Genomic DNA, 26,127 nt, shown 5'->3' with positions numbered 1-26,127 from the left:
CTCCTGGTGCGGTACGTGCGGGTCGATCGGCGCTTCCCCACCCGCCCGGGCCGGGAACGCCGCTCCAGTCCGTCCAACGCTCGGCCACCGCCGGTAGTGCCCGGCCGGAGCCCTGGCCGGAGCCTCGGATCGAGCACCCTGCATCCCGGTGCTGCGGACTCCGACGCTCCGGTCCGCGGACCTCCAACCCTAGTCCCGCGGACCACAACCCCGGGTTCGCGGGCCCCGCCTTCTGTGCCGTGAGGTGTCGGTGGGGAGTCGTAGACTTCCAACCTGTCCCCCCAGACTCCCTCGCCGCCCTTCATCGCCCGTTCTCCGGAGGCCCCAGCCGTGACCAAGCCGCCCTTCACGCATCTGCACGTGCACACCCAGTACTCGCTGCTGGACGGTGCGGCGCGGCTGAAGGACATGTTCGCTGCCTGCAATGAGATGGGCATGTCGCACATCGCGATGACGGACCACGGAAACCTGCACGGGGCGTACGACTTCTTCCATCAGGCGAGGAAGGCCGGGGTGACGCCGATCATCGGGATCGAGGCGTACGTGGCCCCCGAGTCCCGGCGGAACAAGCGGAAGATCAAGTGGGGTCAGCCGCACCAGAAGCGCGATGACATCTCCGGTTCCGGTGGATACACGCACAAGACGATCTGGGCCGCGAACAGCACGGGACTGCACAATCTCTTCCGTCTCTCCTCCGACGCCTACAAGGAGGGGTGGTTGCAGAAGTGGCCGCGGATGGACAAGGAGACCATCGCCCAGTGGTCCGAAGGTCTCATCGCGTCCACCGGGTGTCCGTCGGGCGAGTTGCAGACCAGGCTGCGGCTGGGGCAGTTCGACGAAGCGCTGAAGGCGGCTTCGGAGTACCAGGACATCTTCGGCAAGGAGCGGTACTTCCTGGAGCTGATGGACCACGGCATCGAGATTGAGCGCCGGGTGCGGGAAGGTCTGCTGGAGATCGGGAAGAAGCTCGGCATCCCCCCGCTGGTGACGAACGACTCGCACTACACCTACCCGCACGAGGCCGCGGCGCACGACGCATTGCTGTGCATCCAGACCGGCAAGAACGTCTCCGATCCGGACCGCTTCCGGTTCGACGGCACGGGCTACTACCTGAAGTCCACGGACGAGATGTACGCGGTGGACTCCTCGGACGCCTGGCAGGAGGGGTGCCGCAACACGCTCCTGGTCGCGGAGCAGGTGGATGTCTCCGGCATGTTCAAGGCGAAGAACCTGATGCCGAAGTTCGACATCCCGGCCGGGTACACCGAGATCACCTGGTTCCAGGAAGAGGTCCGGGTCGGCATGGAGCGCCGATTCCCGGGCGGTGTGCCCGACGACCGCCAGAAGCAGGCGGAGTACGAGATGGACGTCATCATCAAGATGGGGTTCCCGGGGTACTTCCTGGTGGTCGCCGACTTCATCATGTGGGCGAAGAACCAGGGCATCGCCGTGGGCCCCGGCCGTGGTTCGGCGGCCGGCTCGATCGTGTCGTACGCGATGGGGATCACCGACCTCGACCCGATCGAGCACGGGCTGATCTTCGAGCGGTTCCTCAACCCCGAGCGCGTCTCCATGCCCGACGTTGACATCGACTTCGACGAGCGTAGGCGCGTCGAAGTGATCCGGTATGTGACCGAGAAGTACGGCGCCGACAAGGTCGCCATGATCGGAACCTACGGAAAGATCAAGGCGAAGAACGCCATCAAGGACTCCGCCCGGGTGCTGGGCTACCCGTACGCGATGGGCGACCGGCTGACCAAGGCCATGCCCGCCGACGTCCTGGGCAAGGGCATCGACCTCTCCGGCATCACCGACCCCGCCCACCCGCGGTACAGCGAGGCGGGCGAGATCCGGGGGATGTACGAGAACGAACCCGATGTGAAGAAGGTCATCGACACCGCGAAGGGCGTCGAGGGCCTGGTGCGGCAGATGGGTGTGCACGCCGCCGGCGTGATCATGTCCAGCGAGACCATCACCGACCACGCGCCGGTCTGGGTGCGGCACACCGACGGCGTCACCATCACCCAGTGGGACTATCCGCAGTGCGAGTCGCTCGGCTTGCTGAAGATGGACTTCCTGGGCCTGCGCAACCTCACCATCATGGACGACGCCATCAAGATGGTGCGGTCCAACAAGGGCATCGACCTGGAGATGCTGGCCCTGCCGCTGGACGACCCCACGACGTACGAACTGCTCTGCCGCGGTGACACGCTCGGCGTCTTCCAGTTCGACGGCGGCCCGATGCGCTCCCTGCTGCGGCTGATGAAGCCCGACAACTTCGAGGACATCTCCGCCGTCTCGGCCCTGTACCGCCCGGGCCCGATGGGAATGAACTCCCACACCAACTACGCGCTGCGAAAGAACAAGCAGCAGGAGATCACCCCGATCCATCCGGAGTTGGAGGAGCCTCTCAAGGAGGTTCTGGACATCACCCATGGATTGATCGTCTACCAGGAGCAGGTGCAGAAGGCCGCGCAGATCATCGCCGGCTACTCGCTGGGCGAGGCCGACATCCTCCGCCGGGTGATGGGCAAGAAGAAGCCCGAGGAACTGGCCGCCAACTTCACGATCTTCCAGGCGGGCGCGAGGAAGAACCAGTACTCGGACGAGGCGATCCAGGCGCTGTGGGACGTGCTGGTGCCGTTCGCGGGTTACGCCTTCAACAAGGCCCACTCGTCCGCGTATGGCCTGGTGACCTACTGGACCGCCTATCTCAAGGCGAACTATCCCGCCGAATACATGGCAGCGCTGCTGACCTCGGTCAAGGATGACAAGGACAAGTCGGCCGTCTATCTGAACGAATGCCGGCGCATGGGCATCAAGGTGCTGCCGCCCAATGTGAACGAGTCCGAGTCGAACTTCGCGGCCCAGGGCGACGACGTCATTCTGTTCGGCCTCTCCGCCATTCGGAACGTCGGCACCAATGTGGTCGACTCGATCATTCGTTGCCGGAAGTCCAAGGGGAAGTACGCGACCTTCTCCGATTTCCTCGACAAGGTCGAAGCGGTCGTCTGCAATAAGCGGACCGTCGAATCGCTGATCAAGGCCGGTGCCTTCGATGAGATGGGGCACACGCGCAAGGGTCTCGTCGCCCACCATGAGCCGATGATCGACAATGTGGTGGCGGTCAAGCGCAAGGAAGCCGAAGGGCAATTCGACCTCTTCGGCGGCATGGGCGGAGACGACAGCGCCGACGAGCCCGGTTTCGGTCTCGATGTGGAATTCTCCGACGTCGAATGGGAGAAGTCCTACCTCCTGGCGCAGGAGCGGGAAATGCTCGGACTCTATGTGTCCGACCATCCGCTCTTCGGTATCGAGCACGTCCTGTCGGACAAGAGCGATGCCTCCATCTCCCAGCTCACCGGCGGCGAGCACGCGGACGGCGCGATCGTCACCATCGGCGGCATCATCTCCGGCCTCCAACGCAAGATGACCAAGCAGGGCAATGCCTGGGCCATCGCCACCGTCGAAGACCTCGCCGGCTCCATCGAGTGCATGTTCTTCCCCGCCACCTATCAGCTGGTCTCCACCCAACTCGTCGAGGACACCGTCGTCTTCGTCAAGGGACGTCTCGACAAGCGCGAGGACGTGCCCCGGCTCGTCGCCATGGAGCTCCAGGTGCCCGACCTCTCGTCGGCCGGCACCAATGCGCCCGTGGTGGTGACCATCCCCACGGTCAAGGTGACTCCGCCGATGGTCACCCGGCTCGGTGAGATCCTCAGCCACCACCGGGGCAACACCGAAGTGCGGATCAAGCTCCAGGGGCCTCGCACCACCACCGTGCTCCGGCTCGACCGGCATCGGGTACAGCCCGATCCGGCACTCTTCGGCGACCTCAAGGTGCTGCTCGGCCCCTCCTGCCTCGCCGGCTGACCTTTCGAGGCCCCGCGAGGGTCGGTGTGAGGCCGGTGTGGGCCCGGGCGGTGGCGCACGCGGGCTCGGGCCGCGCACTGCCGGGTGGGCCGGTCAGGGAGGCTTCCAGTCCGAGGAATGACGAAAGGGGGCGCGCTCGTGATGACGAGCGCGCCCCCTTCTCCGCGATGCCGGGCGTCCGGACCGTTCCCACGGTCGGGCGCTACGGAGCGGAATGATCAGTTGTGGCCGAAACGCCGCTGGTGCTTACGCGCAACATCCGCCGGGCTGCCCTGTGCCTGCGATTGCGGTTGGGCCTGCGCCTCGTAGGCGGTCGACTTCGCCTCCTCGCTGCCTCGCTCCGATTGCGACGAGCGATCCTGCTGATGGCCACCCTTGCGATTCTTGTGCTTGGCCATGGTGTGCCTCCATCGTGGGTCTCGGGGCCAGGGCCGCGACCAGACTCACATATGGTGGGATACGTCGCATTTTGGATCATTGCCGTGGGTAAACGCCCCTTGTCACGGGGCTTGGCGAGGTTCCGCCACGCCGATGATCGAGTTCCGGCCGTTTAGCCCTTCGCGGTCGGGCAGACTCGAAGCAGCCGGTATGAATCCCGGCTCGCAAGCGTCTCCGGGGGCCTCAGCCCCTGTGAACTCAAGATCTCAGAACCCCAAGATCCCCAAGAATCCTTGGTCCCCGAGACCTCGGAGTGTGCGAAAGAGGGTGGAGCGCGTGGACCGCTGCGTTGTGCTGGTGGACGCCGGCTACCTGCTCGGTGCCGCTGCGAGCCTGCTCGCCGGTGAACCAGCGCGTTCCCGGATCACCGTCGATCACACCGCTCTCATCCAGGGCCTGCGTGAACTCGCCGAGGCCGATACGGAACGCCCCCTGCTCCGCATCTACTGGTTCGACGGCGCCCCCGACCGCGTCCCACAGCCCGAACACCGCCGGCTGCGGGTGATGCCCAGGGTCACCGTCCGGTTGGGCGCGCTCACCCGGAGCGACGGACGGTGGGCCCAGAAGGGCGTCGACGCCGCGATGCATGCAGAGCTCACTGAACTGGCCAGAAATCGCGCCTGCTCGGATGTGGTGCTGGTCACCGGTGACGGCGACCTCCTGCCCGGTCTGATGTCGGCCAAGGAACACGGTGTCGCGGTCCACCTCTGGGCGGTGCAGGCAGCAGACGGCGACTACAACCAGTCCGAAGACCTCGTCGCCGAAGCCGACGAACGACGCGTCCTGGACCGGGCCTGGATCACCGGAGCGGTACGGGCCAAGGAACTCACGGGAGTCTGCGCCCCGCCCCCCGCTCCCCGCCCGGAGATCGCCGCGATCCTCTCCGCCCCGCTGCCCGAGTCGGCGCTCGCGGCATCGCAGGCGGCGGCCGAGCCGGGGGCCAACGGCGCCCAGCCGACAGCCCGCGACCATCGCCCCGACCACGCCCCGCCCCCCGCCAAGGGCGTTCCCACTCCCAAGGACCTGGCCGGTCTGCGTGCCTCCGGTACGGGCCCCGCGCCCCAGCCGCCGAGCGCCACCCTGCGCTGGTCCTCCGACAAGGGTTGGGTGGAACGCCCGCACGCCCCGGCCCTCGGCGAACCGCCCGAGACCGCATCGCTCCCCACCCTGGCCCAGCTCACCAGCGCCGAGCAGCGCTGGGCCGACCGCGAGGAGGACATCACCACGGTCGGTGGTGACCCCTTCGAGGTGGGGCAGGTCTTCGCCCGGCGCTGGATGGCCCGGCTGTCCGAGAGCGGCCATGTACAGAAACTCTCGACGATGTACCCCCGGATCCCTCACCGCATCGACGGGGAACTGCTGCGCTACGCAGCACGTTTCGGTCTGCTGGCCCACAAGGACGACCAGATCGACGAACACGACCGCTATGCGATCAGGGCGGGATTCTGGCGGGAGATCGATGTCCAGGCGGCGGCGGAACACGCCCCCGCCGGGGAGTAGCGCGGACGACCCCGTACTCTCATACCTCGTGAGTACGGTGTGCGTGGTGCGACGGCTGGTCAAGACGTACCCCGCTGCGCGTGCCCGCCGTGGGGTGCCCGCTACCCCCGAGGTCCGGGCCACCGATGGAATCAGCCTGGAAGTCCAGGGCGGCGAGATCTTCGGACTGCTCGGCCCCAACGGCGCCGGCAAGTCCACCCTGGTACGTCAGCTGACCGGATTGATGCGCCCGGACGCCGGCAGCATCGAGGTGCTGGGACACGACCTCGTCCGCCACCCGGAGCGCGCCTCCCGGCTCGTCGGCTACCTCGGGCAGGAATCCACCGCACTCGACGAACTGACCGTCGCGCTCGCCGCCGAGACCACCGGACGGCTCCGCGGGCTGTCCATCAAGGACGCCCGCGCCGAACGTGACGCCGTACTGGACGAACTGGGCCTGGCAGAGCTGGCCGGCCGGCCGTTGAAGCGGCTCTCCGGTGGACAGCGGCGCCTGGCGTGCTTCGCGACGACCCTCGTCGGAGAGCGCCCGCTGCTCGTCCTTGACGAACCCACCACCGGTATGGACCCGGTGGCGCGCCGAGCGGTCTGGGCCGCGGTCGACCGCCGCAGGGCAGAGCACGGCACCACCGTCGTCCTGGTCACCCACAACGTTATCGAGGCGGAAACCGTGCTGGACCGGGTCGCCGTACTGGAACGCGGCCGGGTCATTGCCTGCGACACCCCCAGCGGGCTGAAGGAACATGTCGCCGGCGAGGTCCGCGTCGAACTGGTCTGGCGGGAACGGGCACCGCTCGATGTGCCCGAGGTGGCCGCACTGCGCGGCTCCGCACAGGAATCGGGCCGTCGCTGGGTGCTCAGACTCGCCCCCGACGAGGCTCGGGCGGCGGTCGCCGCCGTGACGGGCGGTGCGGCGTTCGCGGCGCTCGACGACTTCACGCTGGCAACCCCCAGCCTGGAGGACGTGTATTTGGCTCTCGGGGGGAACGCGATGAAGGGGCTGGTCAAAGCGTGAGCATCGTGCCCATGGAAGCAGTGTCCGGGCAGACGCGGGTCAGGGGACGGGGTACGCCCGTCGTCGCGCCCGCGCCGCTCGCCCCCCGGGCACGGCTGCTGCCGGCGCTCGGAGCGGTCTACACCGCGCAGTTGTCCCGGGCCCGGGTCGCCAGGATTCCGCTGCTGTTCGTGGCGACCTTCCAATCCATCGGGATCATGGTCTTGATGCGGGGCGTCGTGGAGGGCGGGGACGAGGCACGGGCCGTGGTCGCGGGCTCCTCCGTCCTGGTCGTGGCCTTCGTGGCGCTCAACCTCCTCGCCCAGTACTTCGGGCAGTTGCGGGCCAGCGGTGGCCTCGACCACTACGCGACCCTGCCGGTGCCGCCCGCGGCCGTGGTACTGGGTGCGGCCGGCGCGTACGCCTCCTTCACGGTCCCCGGCACCATCGTCACCGCGATCGCCGGCAGCGTCCTGTTCTCGCTGCCCATGACGCATCTATGGATCCTCCTCGCCGTGATCCCGTTGGCCGGGGCCGCGCTCGCGGGGCTCGGGGCGGCACTCGGTCTGCTCGCGCCCCGGGCGGAACTGGCCACCCTGCTCGGGCAACTGGGCATGTCCGCGGCGCTGCTGCTGGGAGTCCTGCCCGCGGACCGACTGCCGGAACCGATCTCGTACGCACGCGATCTGCTGCCTTCCACCTACGGGGTCGAGGCGCTGGCGCGGACCTTCGGACCGAACCCCGACTGGGCTGCCGTCGGGTTCGACCTGGCGATCTGCGCCCTGGTGGGCGTGGTCTCGCTGACCGTGGCGACCTGGGCCTACCGGCGGGCCGCCGTCCGCTGAGCGGCCCTCGCCACTGGTGTGCCCACCGGCGCCTCGCGACTGCCGGTGTGCCCAGCGGTGCACCGGGGCGCCGGTGAGCTTTCGGGGCCGCCCCGGGCGTGGCCGGCGGTAGCCGTGGGAGCGACCGGTCCGGTGAGGCGCGCCCGGCTCATGCCTGGCACGATGGCCGGGTGACCGCACCGCTGACACCGCCGCACCCACCACACCGCCCGTCCGCATCCGGGACCCCGGGGGACGACCCCTGGCAGGCTCCGCCGAGCGATCAGGACTCGGGTCCGCACGAGGCGGCAGTACTGCGGGACGACATCCGTGATGCGGTGATCGTGTTGTTCGCCGTGGCCGTCCTGGGCGTCGGCCTCGGCTTGCTGTGGTTGGCCCTGGCCCCCAACGTGCCGCTCATCTCCGACGGCAAGGCGGTCTTCCTGCGGGACTCCGAGGGCGAGGAGGCGGTCGGTGCCGACGGTACGTTCGCGCTCCTCGGCCTGGCGTTCGGTGCGGTGAGCGCCGTGGGCGTGTTCGTGTTCCGCCGTCGTGGCGGCATCGCCCTGGTGGTGGCGCTGGCCATCGGCGGGCTCCTGGGCGCGCTTGTCGCCTGGGGGGTCGGCACCTGGTTCGGGCCGACGGAGGATGTCGTCGCCCATGCGAAGGCCGTGGGTGCGGGGGTGGTGTTCGACGCCCCGCTGGAGCTGAACGCCAAGGGTGCGCTCCTGGCGTGGCCGGTGGCCGCGATGATGGTGCACCTGCTGCTGACGGCGCTGTTCGGCCCCCGTGATCCGGAGCCGCTGCCGCTGCCCGACTGATGCGTCGGCGGCGCCGGTCGTCGAGGACCGGGCTCCGTGCTCCGGCTGGCCCGACCCCCATCAACCCGATCCGATGCAGCCTGAACCAGTGCGACCTGGCCCGATGCAGCCTGACCTGATGCGACCCGGTCTGGCCCGATCGGTCGAGCCTAGGCACGACCGATCGGGGCCAGCACGGCCGATGTCAGCTCCGCGAGGGCCGCGGGCGCAAGTTCCACCTCAAGGCCCCTGCGTCCGGCCGAGACGCAGATCGTCGGATGGGTGGACGCGGAGGCGTCCAGTACCGTGCGCAGCCGCCTGCGCTGGCCCAGCGGGGAGATCCCGCCCCGGACATAACCCGTGGTCCGTTCCGCCGCCGCCGGATCGGCCATGGCGGCCCGCTTGCCGCCCACCGCCGCCGCCAGCGCCTTGAGGTCCAGCTGACCGGCCACCGGTACGACGGCCACCGTCAGCTCGCCGTCCACCTCGGCCACGAGCGTCTTGAAGACCCGGTTCGGGGACACTCCCATCACCCGTGCCGCCTCCTCGCCGTACGAGGCGGCTGCCGGGTCATGGTCGTAGGCGTGCACGACGAACTCAGCCCCTGCGGCCGTCAGCGCGACCGTCGCGGGAGTACCGCCCGTCTTCTTGGCCTTCTTCGCCATGGAGCTGGGGTTCCTGTTCAGTTCAGACTCGTCGGCAGTCTGGTGAGGTCCGCCGCGGGCAGTGACGGGAGGTGGCGGATGACCGCGGTCTCCGAGCGCAGGAGCGTGAGCTCCTCGCGCAGCCGTGCCGCGGCGTCGGGCGCTTCGAGCAGTCGCTGTTTCGCGGGGGTGTCCAGCAGGGCCTTGGCAGCGACGAGGTAGGAGACGACCGTGGGGTCGTCCGGCAGGTCCCCGTTGCCCGTCAGCGATCGTTCGCGGGCCCCGGCCAGTTGCTTCTGGTACTTGAGGAAGGCCCGCAGGACCCCTTCGGCGAGTGCGCCCGCGCCCTCTCCGGCCACATCTCCGATCTCCTCCACCTCCGCCAGCAGGAAGGGGCCGCTGGCGTCGACCGAACGGATGGCGACCCGGGTGGTGGCAGTGGCGAGGACCTCGAAACCGCCGTCCTCACGTTCCCGGATGGTCGCCGCGTCCACGATGCACCCCATGCTGTGGAACACCTTGAGCGGGTCGTCGCCGAAGCCGGCGGCGGGTCCGCGCTCGGGGACGGCGGTCTGGTCGGGCAGTCCGGGCAAGGTCGGGGCCACCTCGTGGCCGTCGCGAATGGCGACCACGGCGAAGCGGCGCGGTTCGGAATCATCGATCTTGAGCAGCTCGCGCATCATGGCGCGGTAGCGCTCCTCGAAGACGTTCAAAGGGAGAACGAGGCCAGGGAACACGACCGAGTTGAGCGGGAAGAGCGGCAGACGTGCGGTGGTCACACTGGCCAACCCTAATGGTCCGTGCGCTCGCCCAGGCAGGTCCGTAGCGGCGTCATGGACGCAACCTCGATCCGTACGCCGTCGCGGGTGTCCAGGAACTGCCCGAGCGGGTCGTCGGAAACCCGGCTCCACGGGAAGGAAGTGGCGTGCGGTCCGATGAGCCGGAACTGCTCCAGGGCCTCCTGCCAGCGCCCTCGCCGCACCAGGACGTACGCCGCGAGGTTGCGGACCTCGGCCGGCCAGGGGTCGCCCGGGGGATAGCCCGCCGAGAGCGCGATCGCGAGATCCGCCGCCGCGTCCGTCCGGTCCTGCGCCAGCGGTGAGCCGTCGCCGCTCTCCAGCCAGGCGAAGGCGGCCCGGACCGGCAGCGCCTGTACGAGCGAACCGGGCAGGGCGTCCGCGGCGGCTTGCTCGGCGAAGTCGAAGCACTCGCGGTGCGATCCGTACCACTGTGCGGAGAGGTAGCGCAGGGCCGCGACGTGGCAGCCGTAGTGGTGGGAGGAGCGACGGACCGCCTGTTCCCACAGCGCCTCGAAGCGGGCGTGTCCGACATGCGTGCCGCGTGCATGGTCCAGGGCGATGCGCCAGGGCACCGGGTCGCCGGCGCACCCCTCCGCAGCCGCGTCGATCAGCGGACCGATCTCGCGCAGCCGCTCCGATCTGGCGGGCGAGTCCCACGCCCTGCGGACCGCCAGTTCGGCTTTGACGACCAGCGCGTCGGGGTCATGGGGTGCCGCCGCGAGCCAGGCGGTCAGCCAGTCGCCGCGGGAGGAGGCGAAGGTGGCGAGCCGCATCACATAGCGGTCGCGGTTCTCCCATTCGGCCGCCGAGCGCGTGGCGGCCAGGAGGGAGGCGGCCGGTCGGAACTCCCCGACGGCCGCCGCCACGAGCGCCGGTCCGATGAGCTCGTCCGGCGCGTCGAGGAGCACGGTGTCATCGGCGGGCAGCCCGCCGTCGACGGAACCGAGCCGTGACGTGTGCCTGATCATCCGCGCGGTGCGCACCAGGGCGCGAAGCAAAGACATGGTCCGGCCATTGAAAACCGCAGGTCGGAGGCGACGCCAGAGGGGCCCTGTGAAGCTTTGGTAGCGGCCGGGAAGGTTGTCCTCAAAAAAGTCAAGAGAGCGCAAAGAATGCGACTGGCTGACTGGTGTGGGGGCACAACCGCACCCCTTGTCCGCACGGTTGCTTCCCTTCCGTGCCCGGCGCGCGCCGCCGAGTTGGAGTCACCCCCTGCGCAGCAGTCTCGATGCCCCCGCCGCCACCGTCGTGGCGAGTATCCAGCCCAGCAGCACCAGCACGGCCGCCGCCCACTGCCAGTGCCCGTCGAGTCGCCAGTAGCCGTCCTGCCCCAGATTGATCACCGGGATCAGCAGGTCCAGGGCGTACAGGGGCGCGTTCCAGTGCGGATGCTCGCCGGGCTTGAACGGTTCCGGTTCCACCTGGGCGAAGGCCACTGCCCCGGCGGCCCAGAGCACCGCCATCCACAGCGCCGCGCGCCCCGGGCGGTAGCCGTAGGCCACGGTCCAGTCCTGGAGGTAGCCCCAGAGCTTCGCGGCCAGCGGCAGGGTCTCGCGGCGTCGGCGCTGCTTGGCCAGCAGCACTTCCCGGGCGTCCGCGTCCTCGCCGCTGTTGCGCAACACGGTCGCGAGCCGTTCGTACGGCTCCGGCGAGTACTCGGGGGTCGCCGACGCCACCCACTCCAGCCGTCTGCTGAGCGGGAACTCCTCGTACGGCACCAGGTTCTCGTAGACGAAGCCGCCCATGGCCAGTCCACCGGGGCCGGGCCAACTCGCGGCGAGGTCCACCAGCGTCACCACCTTCGCCCCGTTGAGGACCACCCGACCCTCCTCGGGGCGGACCGCGTTGAAGCGCAGTTCCGGGGTGACGATCCGACGCAGGGAGAGCTCCTCGCGCGGGCTGAGCGTGAACCGCGCCCGATGGAGGTCCACCGCGTCCCCGAAGCGTCCGTCGTCGAGTCGGACCCCGCCGTAGCACTGGAAGGGCTGGAGGCGGGTGGTGCCCTGGCTCGACTCCCCGCCGCGCCCGATGCCGAACGGGGGAGTGGTGCCCTGACGGCCGGTGGTCTCGCTCACCCAGGCGCCGGTCATGTAGAGCGTCCGCTCCACACTGATCTGCGGTGCGTTCAGCGCGCGGCGCTCGCCCGCGGCCCTGAGCCTGCTGCCCCGCAGGCTTAAAGACACTCCGACCTTCGCGCCGCGCAGACTGAACTCCCCGTAGGTCTCGATCAGTTCCGCCTGGAGGTCCTGGGCGACGGACAGCCCGTCCGCCGTGATCGCCCGGCCCCGGCGGTCGGGGCGCACATGGATCTGGTTGATCAGCAGATCCGTCCCGATCTGCGCGTCCGTGAGCCGGATGCCGTGCTCGACCCGGCAGCGCGGCAGATGCAGATCGCCTTCGGTGCGCAGTCGGGCGGCCTCCAGTCGCGGAATGGCGCAGCCCACCATCCGTACGGTGGTGAAGTGGGCCTCGGGCAGCCAGATCTCGCTCTCGAATCGACAGCCGTTCAGTTCGACGTAGGGCGCGATGCTGCCACCCGCCAACTTGAGCGTTCCGGTGATCAGGACGCCCCGCAGTTTGAGTGCGGCGACCCGCCCGGGATGCGGGGTGGGACCGCTGAGCAGGAGGCGGGCCACGATCGCGGCCCGGACACTGCGCTCGGGGCCCCAGGGACGCGGCGAGAACGGGTCGTTCAGCAAGGGGTCGGGGTCGCTGAGGTCGTAGGTGCTGCCGCTGCGGAATGCGTTCCACATGCGCTGCTCGGTCAGGGTGAGCCCGTCCGGGCAGCCTTCGTCCAGCGGCTCGGTCACTACCGCCCCCTCTTCGATTCTGTGAAGTTGTGCGCGTCCTCCGCGGTGTCGCGGACACCGGTGCGGGGCGCGCCCTGCCCAGCCGGTCACCAGGCCCGTACTGCCGTTCTTCCCCCTGTGTGACGGAGTGAACGCTAGTGGTCATCGATCACCCGTGGGAGGTCTGAGTCGCGTATCAGCCAGTGATACGGGAAACAGCAGCCGAATCGGGTCTGCGAGAATTGGCTGTGTGATCTCTCGAATCGATCTGCGCGGCGATGCCCTCCCCGAGGGCGCCGCACTGCGCGACCTGCTGCCCCGTGCCGAGTTCGACGTGGAAGCCGCCCTGGAGAAGGTGCGGCCCATCTGCGAGGACGTACGCCATCGCGGCACGGCGGCGCTGATCGAGTACGCGGAGAAGTTCGACGGTGTGGTGCTGGAGCAGGTGCGGGTGCCCGCCCGTGCCATCGCGGACGCCCTCACCGGCCTGGACCCCGAGGTCAGGGCCGCGCTGGAGGAGTCCATCCGGCGCGCCAGGATCGTTCACCGCGCCCAGCGGCGCACCGAGCACACCACTCAGGTCGTGCCCGGCGGCACCGTGACCGAGAAATGGGTTCCGGTGGAGCGCGTCGGGCTGTATGCACCCGGTGGCCGGTCCGTGTACCCCTCCTCCGTGATCATGAACGTCGTCCCCGCGCAGGAAGCGGGCGTGGCCTCCATCGCCCTGGCGTCGCCGCCCCAGAAGGAGCACGGCGGCCTGCCGCACCCGACCATCCTGGCCGCCTGCGCCCTCCTCGGCGTGGACGAGGTGTACGCGGTGGGCGGTGCCCAGGCGGTCGCGATGTTCGCGTACGGCACGGAAGGCCCCGACGGCTGTCCGCCCGCGAACATGGTCACCGGCCCCGGCAACATCTGGGTCGCCGCCGCCAAGCGCTACTTCACCGGCCGGATCGGCATCGACACCGAGGCGGGCCCGACCGAGATCGCCGTCCTCGCCGATGCCACCGCCGACCCCGTGCACGTCGCGGCTGACCTGATCAGCCAGGCCGAGCACGACCCGCTGGCCGCCGCGGTCCTGGTCACCGACTCGGTGGAGCTCGCGGACGCGGTCGACAAGGAGTTGGAACCGCAGATCGCGGCCACCCGGCACGTCGAGGACCGGATCGTGCCCGCCCTGACCGGCCGGCAGTCCGCGATCGTCCTCGTCGACGGCGTGGCCGAGGGCCTGCGGGTCGTCGACGCCTACGGAGCCGAGCACCTGGAGATCCAGACCGCCGACGCAGCCGCCGTGGCCGCCCGGGTCCGCAACGCCGGTGCGATCTTCGTCGGGCCCTACTCGCCCGTCTCCCTGGGCGACTACTGCGCCGGCTCCAACCACGTCCTGCCCACCGGGGGATGCGCCTGCCACTCCTCTGGCCTGTCCGTCCAATCCTTCCTGCGCGGCATCCACATCGTGGATTACAGCCGCGAAGCCCTCGCCGACGTCACCCACCACGTGGTCACGCTCGCCGAGGCCGAGGATCTGCCCGCCCACGGTGCCGCCGTGAAGGCGCGCTTCGGCTGGAAGGTGCCGGGCCGTGAGCAGTGAGCCAGCGGGCGGCGTGCGCATCGACGATCTGCCCATCCGCGACGAACTGCGCGGCAAGTCCCCCTACGGTGCCCCCCAGCTCGACGTTCCCGTCCAACTGAACACCAACGAGAACCCCTATCCGCTGCCCGAACCCCTTGTGGAGCGGATCGCCGAGCGGGTCCGGGAGGCGGCGCGCGGTCTCAACCGCTATCCCGACCGGGACGCCGTCGAACTGCGCACCCAGCTCGCCGCCTACCTCTCCCGGACCACCGGCCACCTGGTGGGCATCGAGAACGTGTGGGCCGCCAACGGCTCCAACGAGGTCATCCAGCAACTGCTCCAGACCTTCGGCGGCCCCGGGCGCACCGCCATCGGCTTCGAGCCCTCGTACTCCATGCACGGGCTGATCTCCCGCGGCACCGGTACCGGCTGGATCTCCGGGCCGCGCCATGACGACTTCACCATCGACCTCCCCGCGGCCGAGCGCGCCATCGCCGAGCACCGCCCGGACGTCATCTTCATCACCTCGCCCAACAACCCCACCGGCACCGCGGTCGACCGGGACACCGTGCTGGCGCTGTTCGATGCCGCCCAGGCCGCGAAGCCGTCCCTGGTGGTCGTGGACGAGGCGTACGTGGAGTTCAGCCACCGGCCCTCCCTCCTGTCACTGATCGAGGGCCGACCGAACCTGGTGGTCTCCCGGACGATGTCCAAGGCGTTCGGCGCGGCCGGACTGCGGCTCGGTTACCTCGCCGCGGCCCCCGCCGTGGTCGACGCGGTACAGCTGGTGCGGCTGCCGTACCACCTGTCGGCCGTCACCCAGGCCACCGCGCTCGCGGCGCTGGAGCACACCGATACGCTGTTGGGGTACGTCGAACAGCTGAAGGCCGAGCGGGACCGTCTGGTCACCGAGCTACGGGCCATCGGCTTCTCGGTGACCGACTCGGACGCGAACTTCGTGCAGTTCGGACGGTTCGACGATGCCCACGAGGCATGGCAGAAGATCCTCGACCGCGGAGTGCTGGTCCGGGACAACGGAGTACCGGGATGGCTGCGGGTCACCGCCGGCACCCCGACGGAGAACGACGCGTTCCTCGACGCGGTCCGTGAGTTGATGAAGGAGCAGAGCGCATGAGCCGCGTAGGACGGGTCGAAAGGGCCACGAAGGAGACCTCCGTCGTCGTCGAGATCGACCTCGACGGCACCGGGCAGGTCGATGTGTCGACCGGGGTCGGTTTCTACGACCACATGCTCGACCAACTGGGCCGGCACGGTCTCTTCGACCTCACCGTGAAGACCGAGGGTGACCTCCACATCGACACCCACCACACCATCGAGGACACCGCCCTCGCGCTCGGCGCCGCCTTCAAGCAGGCCCTCGGCGACAAGGTCGGCATCTACCGCTTCGGCAACTGCACGGTCCCGTTGGACGAGTCCCTCGCCCAGGTCACCGTCGACCTCTCCGGACGCCCGTACCTGGTGCACACCGAGCCGGAGAACATGGCTCCGATGATCGGCGCCTACGACACGACGATGACCCGCCACATCTTCGAGTCCTTCGTCGCGCAGGCCCAGATCGCGCTGCACATCCACGTCCCCTACGGCCGCAACGCCCACCACATCGTGGAGTGCCAGTTCAAGGCGCTCGCCCGGGCCCTGCGCTACGCCAGCGAGCGCGACCCGCGCGCCGCCGGCATCCTCCCCTCCACCAAGGGCGCCCTGTGACCGGCCTGTCGACCATCCTGATCGTCGTCGGCCTCTTCCTCCTCGGTGGGATGTACTCCTTCCAGAAGCAGGGCCTGCCGCGCGGAGTGGTCGTCCTCCTCGGCATCGGCTCTTTCATGTGCCTGCTCGCGGGCGTGCTCCGATTGGACGTGTGGTCATGAGCGCCGGCCAGCAGGGCAAGAAGGCCAAGAAGGTCGTTGTCTTCGACTACGGCTTCGGCAATGTCCGCTCCGCCGAGCGGGCGCTCGCCAGGGTCGGCGCCGATGTGGAGATCACCCGCGACTTCGACGCCGCCATGAACGCCGACGGACTGCTGGTCCCCGGCGTGGGCGCGTTCTCCGCCTGCATGGAGGGGCTGCGCGCGGCGCGCGGCGAGTGGATCGTCGGCCGCAGGCTCTCCGGTGGCCGTCCCGTGATGGGCATCTGCGTCGGCATGCAGATCCTCTTCGCCCGCGGCATCGAGCACGGTGTGGAGAGCGAAGGGCTCGACGAATGGCCCGGCACGGTCGGCCCGCTCAAGGCACCCATCGTTCCGCACATGGGCTGGAACACGGTCGAGGCGGCACCGGACAGTCGGCTCTTCGCCGGCCTCGACCCCGAGGCCCGCTACTACTTCGTGCACTCCTACGCCGTGCACGACTGGGAACTGCAGATCACCAACCCCGCCATCCGCGCACCCCAGGTCACCTGGGCGACACACGGCGAGCGCTTCGTCGCCGCCGTGGAGAACGGTGCGCTGTGGGCGACCCAGTTCCACCCCGAGAAGTCCGGCGACGCCGGGGCCCAGCTGCTGACCAACTGGATTGAGACGCTGTAATGCCGAAGCTTGAACTCCTGCCCGCAGTTGACGTCCGCGACGGCCAGGCCGTCCGCCTCGTACACGGCGAGTCCGGTACGGAGACGTCGTACGGATCCCCGCTGGACGCGGCCCTCGCCTGGCAGCGCGCGGGTGCCGAGTGGCTGCACCTCGTGGACCTCGACGCGGCCTTCGGCACCGGTGACAACCGGGAGCTGATCGCCGAGGTGACCGGCGCCATGGACATCAAGGTGGAGCTGTCCGGCGGCATCCGCGACGACGCCTCCCTCGCCGCTGCGCTCGCCACCGGCTGCACCCGGGTCAACCTCGGCACCGCGGCCCTGGAGACCCCCGAGTGGGTCGCCAAGATCATCGCCGAGCACGGTGACAAGATCGCGGTGGGTCTGGACGTCCGTGGCACCACGCTGCGCGGCCGTGGCTGGACCCGCGACGGCGGCGACCTCTACGAGACCCTCGCCCGGCTCGACTCCGAGGGCTGCGCCCGCTACGTCGTTACCGACATCGCCAAGGACGGCACCCTCCAGGGCCCCAACCTGGACCTCCTGCGCAATGTCTGCGCCAAGACCGACCGCCCCGTCGTCGCATCCGGCGGAGTCTCCTCGCTGGACGACCTGCGCGCCATCTCCTCCCTGGTCCCCGAAGGCGTCGAGGGCGCGATCGTGGGCAAGGCGCTGTACGCGAAGGCGTTCACGCTGGAGGAGGCGCTCGCGGCGGTGTCCGCGTGAGCGAACTGCGGCGGATCAGCACCGGCGCGCCCTGGGAGGAGACGTTCGGCTACTCGCGGGCGGTCGAACTGCCGGGCGGGCTCGTGCTCGTGGCCGGCTGTACGTCCGTCGTGGACGGTGAGATCACCGACGGCACGCCCTACGAGCAGACCGTGAACTCCTTCCGGGCCGCCTTCGACGCCCTGGCACAACTGGGCCTCGGACCGCAGGACACCGTGCGGACCAGGATGTTCATCACCCACGCCCGGGACGTGGACGACGTCGGACGGGCCCACAAGGAGCTCTTCGACGCCGTACGCCCGGTGGCCACCATGGTCATCGTCGCGGGCCTCGTCGATCCGCGCCTGGTCGTCGAGGTGGAGATCGAGGCGTACCGCACACCGAGCCGAGAGGCGGGCGAGAACGCATGACGCTGGCCGTCAGGGTCATTCCCTGTCTTGACGTCGACAACGGACGAGTCGTCAAGGGTGTCAACTTCCAGAACCTGCGCGACGCCGGCGATCCGGTGGAGATGGCGAAGCTGTACGACGCCGAAGGCGCCGACGAGCTCACCTTCCTCGACATCACCGCCTCTTCGGGCAACCGGGAGACGACATACGACGTGGTGCGGCGCACCGCCGAGCAGGTCTTCATCCCGCTCACGGTCGGCGGCGGCGTCCGGTCCCCCGACGACGTCGACAAGTTGTTGCGCGCGGGCGCGGACAAGGTCGGTGTGAACACCGCCGCGATCGACCGCCCCGACCTCATCCGGGAGATCGCCGAGCGCTTCGGCCGCCAGGTGCTGGTGCTGTCGGTCGATGCCCGCCGCACGCCCTCCGGCTCGTTCGAGGTCACGACCCACGGCGGACGGCGGGGCACCGGCATCGACGCCGTCGAGTGGGCCCACCGGGCCGCCGAGCTCGGCGCCGGGGAGATCCTGCTCAACTCGATGGACGCGGACGGCACCAAGGACGGCTACGACACCGAGATGATCACGGCGGTACGCGCGCATGTGAGCGTCCCCGTGATCGCCAGCGGTGGCGCCGGTCGGCTGGAGGACTTCCCGCCGGCGATCGACGCCGGTGCCGATGCGGTGCTCGCGGCCTCCGTCTTCCACTTCGGCGACCTCAAGATCTCCGAAGTCAAGGACGCCCTACGGCGTTCGGGACACACCGTGCGCTGACCAAAGCGGCCGAAAATGGGTATCCGCCCGCACCTTGGGCCGGGTTAACGTGCGTGTACTTCCCAACGGTTCACCAGGGAGCACACCATGTCGACCCGGCCTATCGTCGATCTCTTACAGCTCAGCCCCGACTTCGTCCGTGATCCCTACCCCGTCTACGCCCGGCTGCGAGCCGAAGGCCCCGTCCACCGGGTGCGCGACTCCGACGGCGAGGAGAAATGGCTCGTCGTCGGCCACGAGGCGAGCAGAACGGCCTTCAACGACCCCCGGTTGAGCCGCGACTGGCTGCGGTCGGGCGATGTCAGTTCGATCGTCAACACCGGCGGGGACGACTCGGCCCTCGCTCATATGCTGATGTCCGATCCGCCCCACCACACCCGACTGCGCCGGCTCGTCGCCCGGGAGTTCACCCCCCGACGGGTCGCTTCCCTCGCCCCCCGCGTGCAGCAGCTGACCGATGAGCTGCTGGACGCCATGCTCGCGAACGGGACCCGACAGGCCGATCTGATCGCAGCCTTCGCCTTTCCCCTGCCGATGACGGTCATTTGCGAACTGTTGGGCGTACCGGAACTCGACCGTGACGCCTTCCGCGCCTGGTCCAACGAGATGGTCGCCCCCTCCAGCGCCGAGGCCGAGGTCCTCGCCTACACCCAGACCACCGCCTACCTCGGCGAACTGATCGTCGCCAAGCGGGAGCGGCCGGGCGACGACCTGCTCAGCGCCATGATCCATGCAGTGGACGAGGGCGGGGACCGGCTCTCGCCCGCCGAGCTGGTCGGCATGTCCGTGCTGCTGCTGATCGCCGGCCATGAGACGACCGTCAATCTGCTCGGCAACGGTCTGCGCGCGCTCTTCAACCATCCCGACCAGCTCGCCGACCTACGCGCCGACCTCGGTCTCCTCGACGGGGCGATCGAGGAGATGCTGCGCTACGACGGCCCAGTGGAGAACTGCACGGCACGGCTCGCCCTGGAGGACGTGGAGATGGGCGGTGTGACCATTCCCGCGGGCTCACCGGTCCTGATCGCCATGGCGGACGCGGACCGGGACCCGGCCCGGTTCAAGGACCCGGACCGCTTCGACATCCGCCGTGACGCCCGCGGCCATATTGCCTTCGGACACGGCCTCCACTACTGCCTCGGCGCCCCGCTGGCCCGACTGGAGGGCCGCATTGCCCTGCACACGCTGCTGGAGCGGTGCCCTGAACTGGCACTGGACGCCGACGAGGCGAGCCTGCCGTGGATGTCCGGGATGTTGATCAGGGGAGTGCGGCGGCTACCGGTTCGCTGGTAGGACCGGCCCGAGCCGACCACCACCGCCCGTGCCCTCCCCCGTACGCACATCTGCCAGGGGCAGAGGCAGGGCCGGGGCTCAGACCGGGTCGGTCGATCGACGCGTCGACCGGCCGGCCCGCGTCACCATTGCGGCCGTCAGGCCCCCGGCAAACCCAGCGGGGCCGAGCGGACGCGCTCCACCGCCTCCTTCTCGCCCTCCAGATCCACCTGCGCCACCTCCTGGCGACCGAAGGCGAAGAGCGTCAGCTCCCCGGGCTCGCCGGTCACCGTGACCACCGGGGCGCCCCGGCGCGCGACCGCCGTCTGACCGTCGGGACGGCGCAGCACCAGCCCCTGGGGAGCCTTCCGCCCCAGCACCTTCGCCGCCCGCTCCAACCGCGCCCACAGGGCGTCCTCGAAGACACGGTCAAGGGGCCGGGGGGTCCAGTCCGGCTGGGCCCGCCGCACGTCCTCCGCATGGACGAAGAACTCCACCGTGTTCGCCGCCTCGTCCACCTGCTTGATCGCATACGGCGACAGCCGTGGCGGTCCCGTCCGGATCAGCTGGATCAGTTCCTCGTACGGCTTCTCCGCGAACTCCGCCTGCACCCGTTCCAGCCGCGGCTTGAGGGCGCCCAGCAGGATTCCGCCCGCGGCATCGGCCCGCCGCTCGCGCACCACCACGTGCGCCGCCAGGTCCCTGGTCGTCCAGTCCCCGCAGAGGGTTGCAGCAGCCGGGCCGGAGGACTCCAACAGATCGGCGAGGAGGAGTCGTTCACGCTTCGCATGGGTCGACATATCGCCAGCGTACGGCGAGTGCTCCGGGTCCGCCCAATGGACGCCCTCCCGCCACACCCCCGACACCCGGCACAATGGACGGCATGACCAGCAGTGTTCCCGCCAGCCCCCTCGATCCCGCCATCGCCGCCCGCCTCAAGCGCGGTGCCGACGGACTGGTGCCAGCCATCGCCCAGCAGTACGACACGGGCGAGGTGCTGATGCTCGGCTGGATGGATGACGAGGCCCTGCACCGCACCCTCACCACGGGCCGGTGCACCTACTGGTCCCGCAGTCGCCAGGAGTACTGGGTCAAGGGCGACACCTCAGGTCACGTACAGCACGTCAAGTCCGTCGCCCTCGACTGCGACGCCGACACGATCCTCGTCAAGGTCGACCAGGTGGGCGCCGCCTGTCACACCGGGGACCGCACCTGCTTCGACGCGGGCCCGCTCCCGCTCGCCCAGTAGGGTCGGGCGCCATGGATCTGGAGACCTTCCGCAAGCTCGCCGCCGACCGCCGCGTCATTCCCGTCCACCGCCGCCTCCTCGCCGACGGTGACACCCCGGTCGGGCTGTACCGCAAGCTCGCCGCCGAGCGCCCCGGCACCTTCCTGCTGGAGTCCGCAGAGAACGGGCGGTCCTGGTCCCGGTACTCCTTCGTGGGCGTCCGCAGCGCCGCCACCCTCACCGAGCGTGACGGACAGACGCACTGGCTCGGCACCCCACCGGTCGGCGTCCCGGTGACGGGCGACCCCCTCGCCACCCTGCGGGCCACCGTGGAGACCTTGCACACCCCGCACGACCTGGCCGCCGCGATGCCCCCGTTCACCGGTGGCATGGTCGGCTACCTCGGCTACGACATCGTCCGGCGGCTGGAGAAGATCGGCCCGGGCGAGCGGGACGACCTCAAGCTTCCCGAGCTGACCATGCTGCTCACCTCGGACCTCGCCGTGCTCGACCACTGGGACGGCACCGTCCTGCTGATCGCCAACGCGATCAACCACAACGACCTCGACACCGGGGTCGACGAGGCGCACGCCGACGCCGTGGCCCGACTCGACGCGATGGAACGCGACCTCGCCCGCCCCCTCGCCTCCGTACCCGCCGCCCTGCCGCCGTCCGAACTGCCCGTCTTCACCGCCGAGTGGGGCGGCAAGGACTACCAGGACGCGGTGGAGGACATCAAGGAGCGCATCCGGGCCGGTGAGGCGTTCCAGGTGGTCCCTTCGCAGCGGTTCGAGACCCCCTGTACGGCCAGCGCGCTCGACGTCTACCGGGTGCTGCGCGCCACCAATCCGAGCCCGTACATGTATCTGATCCGGTTCGAGGGCTTCGACGTCGTCGGCTCCAGCCCGGAGGCCCTGGTCAAGGTCGAGGACGGGCATGCCATGCTCCACCCGATCGCCGGCACCCGCCCGCGCGGCGCCACTCCGCAGGAGGACCAGGCGCTCGCCGACGAACTGCTCGCCGACCCCAAGGAGCGCGCCGAGCACCTGATGCTCGTGGACCTCGGCCGCAACGACCTGGGCCGCGTCTGTGAGCCGGGCAGTGTCGAGGTCGTCGACTTCATGTCCATCGAGCGGTACTCGCACGTGATGCACATCGTGTCCACGGTGACCGGCAAGGTCGCCGCCGGCAACACCGCCTTCGACGTCCTCACGGCCTGCTTCCCGGCCGGCACCCTCTCGGGGGCGCCGAAGCCCAGGGCGATGCAGATCATCGATGAGTTGGAGCCGTCCAGGCGCGGTCTATACGGCGGGTGCGTCGGCTATCTCGACTTCGCGGGGGACTCCGACACGGCCATCGCCATCCGTACCGCCCTGCTGCGGGACGGGACCGCGTATGTGCAGGCCGGCGCGGGTGTGGTGGCCGATTCGGACCCGGTGGCCGAGGACACGGAGTGCCGCAACAAGGCGGCTGCCGTGCTGCGTGCCGTGCACACGGCCAACCGGCTGAACGGCCGGAGGGCCACCGGCTGAACGGACCTTCGGGTCATGAGGGATAGTGGGGTGTGTGAGCGCTGTACCCGTACCCCAGCCCCGCGCCCGGTCCGCCAACTCCTCCTCCACGGCGGACAACGGGCGCCGCACCCTCGTCCTGGCCCTGTTGCTCGGTGCCATCGGCGCCACCGTCGTCCTGATCACCTCCGGTCAGACCTGGGCCGAAGGCACGGCAGAGGTCGGCGGTGGCACCCTCGCACTCGACGCCGAGGGCAGGGACGTCACCGGAGTGCCGGCCGCCCTCGCCGTCGTCGGGCTGGCCGCGCTGGTCGCCGTCTTCGCCGTTCGCCGGGCGGGCCGCGTGCTCGTCGCGGCCGTGCTCGCCCTCAGCGGTGCGGGCGCGGCCCTCGCCGCCTTCCGCGGCGCCTACGACAGCTCGGCGCTCGATGCGGAGGCCGCCCGCACCACCGGCAACGCGTCCGCCACCATCAACGCCCTCACCCACACCGCCTGGCCCTTCGTCACCACGGCCGCGGGAGTGCTGATCCTCCTCGCCGGGGTGCTCGCCCTTCGCTACGGTCGGCAGTGGCCCTCCATGTCGGGACGGTACGAGCGCGAGGCGACCCCACGGGCGGCCAAGCCCCCCGCGGACCCCGATCGCCCCGAGGAGTTGTGGAAGGCCCTCGACCGCGGCGAGGACCCCACCTGATCGACGGCGCACGGGTGACCCCCTGCGTCGTCCGTGCACGGCGTACGGGACAATGGGCCGCGAGCGTCCGGCTCACCCACAGAGCAGCAGTTCACCGTGGTGGCGCCGTCGGGCGCCCACCCCAGGACACCAGCAACGAGGAGCAACTCATGTCGGGCACCGCCCACGGACACACCCTGGCCGCCTGGACCGGCGTCAGCATCGCCTTCTTGGGTTTCTGCGTCTCCGGCGTCTTCATGGTCGCTGCGAATCCCCTCGGTTTCTGGGGCGGCCTGGCGATCGTCGCCCTGGGCGGCGTCGTCGGCGTTGCGATGAAGGCCGCCGGGATGGGCATGCCGAAGGAGTCCGCCGACCGGGTGGCCGCCCGTGAGCGCGCCACGCTGGTGGCCCGCTCCAAGTCGCCCGCCACCGCTGACACCGCCGTCTGAGTCCGCTGCACGCGGCTTCCCGGACGCAAGGCCCTGCGCGGATCGTGTGCAGGGCCTTCGCCCACCCCACGGCAACCGGTCGCCGGCTCGACCGCCCCCATCGTGCGAGTTCCGACACGCGGCACCCGACCGATGCCGTAGCGATGCGCCCCTCGGTGCTCCTGGAGAGAATCGGACGGTGGACGCCATGACCTCTCCCGTCTCCCCGGGGCCCGCGCCCGGACCGCCCGTCCCGCTCGTGCGACGGCTGGCCGCCCCCCTCGGGACGATCACCGCCGTCGCCGCGGCCTTCGCTTACGTCGGCACCGTCGACCCCCATGAACCCGGCCACTACCCGGTCTGTCCCCTCCTGAGCCTCTCCGGCCTGTTCTGCCCCGGTTGCGGAGGGTTGCGCAGTGCCTACTCCTTCATCCACGGCGACCTTCCGGCAGCGCTGGGAGCCAACGCCGTGGCGGTCGTCGGCTATCTCGTCTTCGCGGTCGTCTGGACGGTTTGGCTGATTCACGCCGTACGGGATCGGCCGGTGAAATTTGCGCTCCGACCCGTGTGGTGGTGGTCGATCGGCACGGTCGTGCTGCTCTTCACGGTGATCCGGAATCTGCCCTTCGGCTCTGTGCTGGCCCCGTGAACGAGGACGTCCCCAGGCTGGTCGGACGGTATGCCGAGTCCCATCCAGTGGGACAGGCGGCGCCCGGATGCGAGCCCGAGGGCCTCCTGCGGATACCATCGACATGGCTGATCCTTGACCATCAACGTCCCGGAAGGGGGCCGCTCGGGTGAGTGTGCTCGACGAGATCATCGAAGGCGTACGCGCCGACCTCGCGGAGCGGCAGGCACGCGTCAGCCTCGACGAGCTCAAGGAGCGCGCGGCCAAGGCTCCGGCAGCCAAGGACGGCGTCGCGGCCCTGCGCGGCGAGGGCGTCCAGGTCATCTGCGAGGTCAAGCGCTCCAGCCCCTCCAAGGGTGCGCTGGCGGCCATTGCCGACCCTGCTGCGCTCGCGGCCGACTACCAGTCCGGTGGCGCTGCCGTCATCTCCGTACTGACCGAGGAGCGCCGCTTCGGCGGTTCCCTCGCCGACCTGGAAGCCGTCCGGGCCCGGGTCGACGTCCCCGTCCTGCGCAAGGACTTCATCGTCACCGCCTACCAGCTCTGGGAAGCCAGGGCCTACGGCGCGGATCTGGTCCTGCTGATCGTGGCCGCCCTGGAGCAGGAGGCCCTGGTCTCGCTGATCGAGCGGGCCGAGTCGATCGGGCTCACCCCGCTCGTGGAGGTCCACGACGAGGAAGAGGTCGAGCGTGCGGTCGAGGCCGGCGCCCGGATCATCGGGGTGAACGCCCGCAACCTCAAGACGCTCAAGGTGGACCGGTCCACCTTCGAGCGGGTCGTGGACGAGATCCCCGCCCATATCGTCAAGATCGCCGAGTCTGGTGTGCGCGGTCCGCACGACCTGATCGCCTACGCCAATGCGGGCGCCGACGCCGTATTGGTGGGGGAGTCCCTGGTCACCGGGCGCGACCCGCGCACTGCTGTCGCCGATCTGGTCGCCGCCGGGGCCCACCCGGCACTGCGGCACGGACGGAGCTGACCCCACCCATGACCGGCGCACCCACCCGCCCGGCGCTCCTGACGGGCGCCGATGCCTACGCCCGCCTGGCCCGCGGCTGCCGCCCTCGCGGTTGCCGCGCCCCGGCGCGCCGGGTGCACGGGCGCCGGGTGCGCTATGTCATCGGTTCCGAGCCCGGCCAGGTCAACGGGATGCGATGGCGCATCCGGCCAGGTGCGCCGCTGAGCTAGGCCCGTCAACCGGCCGTACGGCCGGTTGACCCGTGCCCCAGCTGATCGCGTGCGGTCGGCCATCGGTCATGAGCCGATGTCCCGCCGACCGCGGGCAGGGTACGGGCCGCGGCTCCAGCGCTGACCGTTCCGGCTGCCCGGCTGCCGTGCTGTCCCACAGGCGCGGAGGCAGGTCCACCGCCACGGGCGGCGACGTCGTTTCCGGCGTTGCCCGACCCGTGCGCCACACGACCAGGGCTGCACCGGCCGAGGACGATCGCCGAAGCAGGCGATCCGCCCCGGACACCGGGAACGGTCGGGAGCCCGGACAGCAGACGGCGGAGGCTCCATCCCCCAGGGCGCGCTCGAACGCCATCGAACGCGACAAGGGGCGATCGAGCGCTGCCGGGTGCGACCGGGCAGCGAGCGGCGCTTGATGCTCGTAGTCCTGGCGGGCCCAGCATCCGGCCGACCCCGTGAGGGATCGGCCCTCTCGTGCACCGGGCGGCGGCGAACGGCCGCCCAGTGCGCACCAACGTGTCCTGTGAACACCAGACATCAGGGG

General features: G+C 70.0%; 27 protein-coding genes. 21 read left to right on the top strand and 6 right to left on the bottom strand.

Features of this window, described 5'->3' with window-relative positions; genetic code table 11:
* Positions 1 to 330: 330 nt before the first annotated feature.
* A complete protein-coding gene (gene dnaE, locus OID54_RS10665; protein WP_329017378.1) occupies positions 331 to 3,873 on the top strand; it encodes a DNA polymerase III subunit alpha in 3,543 nt (1,180 codons plus the stop codon).
* Positions 3,874 to 4,091: 218 nt separating this feature from the next.
* Here the strand turns inward: dnaE and OID54_RS10660 are convergent, their stop codons facing one another.
* Entirely contained in the window at positions 4,092 to 4,271 is a 180-nt protein-coding gene (locus OID54_RS10660; protein ID WP_329017375.1) for a hypothetical protein, read from the bottom strand.
* Between the two features lie 316 nt (positions 4,272 to 4,587).
* On the opposite strand from OID54_RS10660, the gene OID54_RS10655 reads away from it, so the two are divergent.
* The 4 genes from OID54_RS10655 to OID54_RS10640 all read left to right on the top strand — a co-directional run bounded on the left by OID54_RS10655 (position 4,588) and on the right by OID54_RS10640 (position 8,447).
* Positions 4,588 to 5,811 carry an NYN domain-containing protein gene (locus OID54_RS10655; protein WP_329017372.1) on the top strand — a complete coding sequence of 408 codons (1,224 nt, stop codon included), beginning with the start codon at positions 4,588 to 4,590 and terminating at the stop codon, positions 5,809 to 5,811.
* Positions 5,812 to 5,857: 46 nt separating this feature from the next.
* Positions 5,858 to 6,823 (top strand): ABC transporter ATP-binding protein, encoded by a 966-nt coding sequence (locus tag OID54_RS10650; RefSeq protein WP_329027391.1) that lies wholly within the window; start codon positions 5,858 to 5,860, stop codon positions 6,821 to 6,823.
* An 11-nt stretch (positions 6,824 to 6,834) separates the two neighbouring features.
* Positions 6,835 to 7,647: an ABC transporter permease gene (locus OID54_RS10645; RefSeq protein ID WP_329017369.1), complete on the top strand. Its 813-nt coding sequence runs from the start codon at positions 6,835 to 6,837 to the stop codon at positions 7,645 to 7,647.
* 170 nt (positions 7,648 to 7,817) lie between these two features.
* Positions 7,818 to 8,447 carry a DUF2567 domain-containing protein gene (locus OID54_RS10640; protein ID WP_329017367.1) on the top strand — a complete coding sequence of 210 codons (630 nt, stop codon included), beginning with the start codon at positions 7,818 to 7,820 and terminating at the stop codon, positions 8,445 to 8,447.
* 149 nt (positions 8,448 to 8,596) lie between these two features.
* Here the strand turns inward: OID54_RS10640 and ybaK are convergent, their stop codons facing one another.
* From ybaK to OID54_RS10620, 4 genes are all read right to left on the bottom strand, one after another.
* A complete protein-coding gene (ybaK, locus tag OID54_RS10635; protein WP_329017364.1) occupies positions 8,597 to 9,091 on the bottom strand; it encodes a Cys-tRNA(Pro) deacylase in 495 nt (164 codons plus the stop codon).
* Between the two features lie 17 nt (positions 9,092 to 9,108).
* Positions 9,109 to 9,849 (bottom strand): LON peptidase substrate-binding domain-containing protein, encoded by a 741-nt coding sequence (locus tag OID54_RS10630; RefSeq protein ID WP_329017362.1) that lies wholly within the window; start codon positions 9,847 to 9,849, stop codon positions 9,109 to 9,111.
* Positions 9,850 to 9,860: 11 nt separating this feature from the next.
* The gene (locus OID54_RS10625; protein WP_329017361.1) at positions 9,861 to 10,874 is read right to left on the bottom strand and encodes a hypothetical protein; all 1,014 of its coding nucleotides are present in this window, start codon (positions 10,872 to 10,874) and stop codon (positions 9,861 to 9,863) included.
* Positions 10,875 to 11,075: 201 nt separating this feature from the next.
* Positions 11,076 to 12,623 (bottom strand): oxidoreductase, encoded by a 1,548-nt coding sequence (locus tag OID54_RS10620; RefSeq protein ID WP_443055763.1) that lies wholly within the window; start codon positions 12,621 to 12,623, stop codon positions 11,076 to 11,078.
* Positions 12,624 to 12,909: 286 nt separating this feature from the next.
* Between OID54_RS10620 and hisD the strand changes: the two genes are divergently transcribed.
* From hisD to OID54_RS10575, 9 genes are all read left to right on the top strand, one after another.
* A complete protein-coding gene (gene hisD / locus OID54_RS10615; RefSeq protein WP_329017355.1) occupies positions 12,910 to 14,247 on the top strand; it encodes a histidinol dehydrogenase in 1,338 nt (445 codons plus the stop codon).
* Positions 14,237 to 15,364 (top strand): histidinol-phosphate transaminase, encoded by a 1,128-nt coding sequence (locus tag OID54_RS10610; RefSeq protein WP_329017352.1) that lies wholly within the window; start codon positions 14,237 to 14,239, stop codon positions 15,362 to 15,364. Before hisD ends, OID54_RS10610 begins: the two co-directional genes overlap by 11 nt.
* A complete protein-coding gene (hisB, locus tag OID54_RS10605) occupies positions 15,361 to 15,954 on the top strand; it encodes an imidazoleglycerol-phosphate dehydratase HisB (protein WP_329017349.1) in 594 nt (197 codons plus the stop codon). The genes OID54_RS10610 and hisB overlap by 4 nt, the downstream gene beginning before the upstream one ends.
* Complete coding sequence (locus OID54_RS10600; RefSeq protein ID WP_329017346.1) at positions 15,951 to 16,115, top strand: hypothetical protein; 165 nt, start codon at positions 15,951 to 15,953, stop codon at positions 16,113 to 16,115. The genes hisB and OID54_RS10600 overlap by 4 nt, the downstream gene beginning before the upstream one ends.
* Positions 16,112 to 16,771: an imidazole glycerol phosphate synthase subunit HisH gene (hisH, locus tag OID54_RS10595; RefSeq protein WP_329017343.1), complete on the top strand. Its 660-nt coding sequence runs from the start codon at positions 16,112 to 16,114 to the stop codon at positions 16,769 to 16,771. Before OID54_RS10600 ends, hisH begins: the two co-directional genes overlap by 4 nt.
* Positions 16,771 to 17,496: a bifunctional 1-(5-phosphoribosyl)-5-((5-phosphoribosylamino)methylideneamino)imidazole-4-carboxamide isomerase/phosphoribosylanthranilate isomerase PriA gene (gene priA, locus OID54_RS10590; protein WP_329017340.1), complete on the top strand. Its 726-nt coding sequence runs from the start codon at positions 16,771 to 16,773 to the stop codon at positions 17,494 to 17,496. Before hisH ends, priA begins: the two co-directional genes overlap by 1 nt.
* Positions 17,493 to 17,906, top strand: coding sequence for a RidA family protein (locus OID54_RS10585; RefSeq protein ID WP_329017337.1), 414 nt, complete (start codon positions 17,493 to 17,495; stop codon positions 17,904 to 17,906). Before priA ends, OID54_RS10585 begins: the two co-directional genes overlap by 4 nt.
* On the top strand, positions 17,903 to 18,658 hold the full coding sequence (hisF, locus tag OID54_RS10580; RefSeq protein ID WP_329017334.1) for an imidazole glycerol phosphate synthase subunit HisF: 756 nt from the start codon (positions 17,903 to 17,905) through the stop codon (positions 18,656 to 18,658). The genes OID54_RS10585 and hisF overlap by 4 nt, the downstream gene beginning before the upstream one ends.
* An 87-nt stretch (positions 18,659 to 18,745) precedes the next feature.
* Positions 18,746 to 19,951, top strand: coding sequence for a cytochrome P450 family protein (locus OID54_RS10575; RefSeq protein ID WP_329017331.1), 1,206 nt, complete (start codon positions 18,746 to 18,748; stop codon positions 19,949 to 19,951).
* A 137-nt stretch (positions 19,952 to 20,088) separates the two neighbouring features.
* On the opposite strand, the gene OID54_RS10570 is transcribed toward OID54_RS10575, so the two are convergent.
* Positions 20,089 to 20,730 carry a TIGR03085 family metal-binding protein gene (locus tag OID54_RS10570; protein ID WP_329017328.1) on the bottom strand — a complete coding sequence of 214 codons (642 nt, stop codon included), beginning with the start codon at positions 20,728 to 20,730 and terminating at the stop codon, positions 20,089 to 20,091.
* A gap of 74 nt (positions 20,731 to 20,804) precedes the next feature.
* Between OID54_RS10570 and hisI the strand changes: the two genes are divergently transcribed.
* The 7 genes from hisI (at position 20,805) to trpM (ending at position 25,583) form a co-directional block, all read left to right on the top strand.
* Entirely contained in the window at positions 20,805 to 21,179 is a 375-nt protein-coding gene (hisI, locus tag OID54_RS10565; protein WP_383538581.1) for a phosphoribosyl-AMP cyclohydrolase, read from the top strand.
* Between the two features lie 11 nt (positions 21,180 to 21,190).
* Positions 21,191 to 22,690, top strand: a complete 1,500-nt coding sequence (locus OID54_RS10560) for an anthranilate synthase component I (protein ID WP_329017323.1) — start codon at positions 21,191 to 21,193, stop codon at positions 22,688 to 22,690.
* Between the two features lie 25 nt (positions 22,691 to 22,715).
* Positions 22,716 to 23,360, top strand: coding sequence for a TIGR02234 family membrane protein (locus tag OID54_RS10555; RefSeq protein ID WP_329017320.1), 645 nt, complete (start codon positions 22,716 to 22,718; stop codon positions 23,358 to 23,360).
* A gap of 149 nt (positions 23,361 to 23,509) precedes the next feature.
* Positions 23,510 to 23,788: an HGxxPAAW family protein gene (locus OID54_RS10550; protein ID WP_329017317.1), complete on the top strand. Its 279-nt coding sequence runs from the start codon at positions 23,510 to 23,512 to the stop codon at positions 23,786 to 23,788.
* 187 nt (positions 23,789 to 23,975) lie between these two features.
* Positions 23,976 to 24,416 (top strand): DUF2752 domain-containing protein, encoded by a 441-nt coding sequence (locus OID54_RS10545; RefSeq protein ID WP_329017314.1) that lies wholly within the window; start codon positions 23,976 to 23,978, stop codon positions 24,414 to 24,416.
* A gap of 148 nt (positions 24,417 to 24,564) precedes the next feature.
* Positions 24,565 to 25,374, top strand: coding sequence for an indole-3-glycerol phosphate synthase TrpC (trpC, locus tag OID54_RS10540; protein WP_329017310.1), 810 nt, complete (start codon positions 24,565 to 24,567; stop codon positions 25,372 to 25,374).
* Positions 25,375 to 25,382: 8 nt separating this feature from the next.
* Entirely contained in the window at positions 25,383 to 25,583 is a 201-nt protein-coding gene (gene trpM, locus OID54_RS10535) for a tryptophan biosynthesis modulator TrpM (protein WP_329017308.1), read from the top strand.
* Positions 25,584 to 26,127 lie beyond the last annotated feature (544 nt).

This window comes from Streptomyces sp. NBC_00690, assembly GCF_036226685.1.
Lineage (GTDB): Bacteria > Actinomycetota > Actinomycetes > Streptomycetales > Streptomycetaceae > Streptomyces.
Note: the sequence above shows the minus strand (reverse complement) of the source record. Positions and strands in the feature narration are given on the sequence as shown.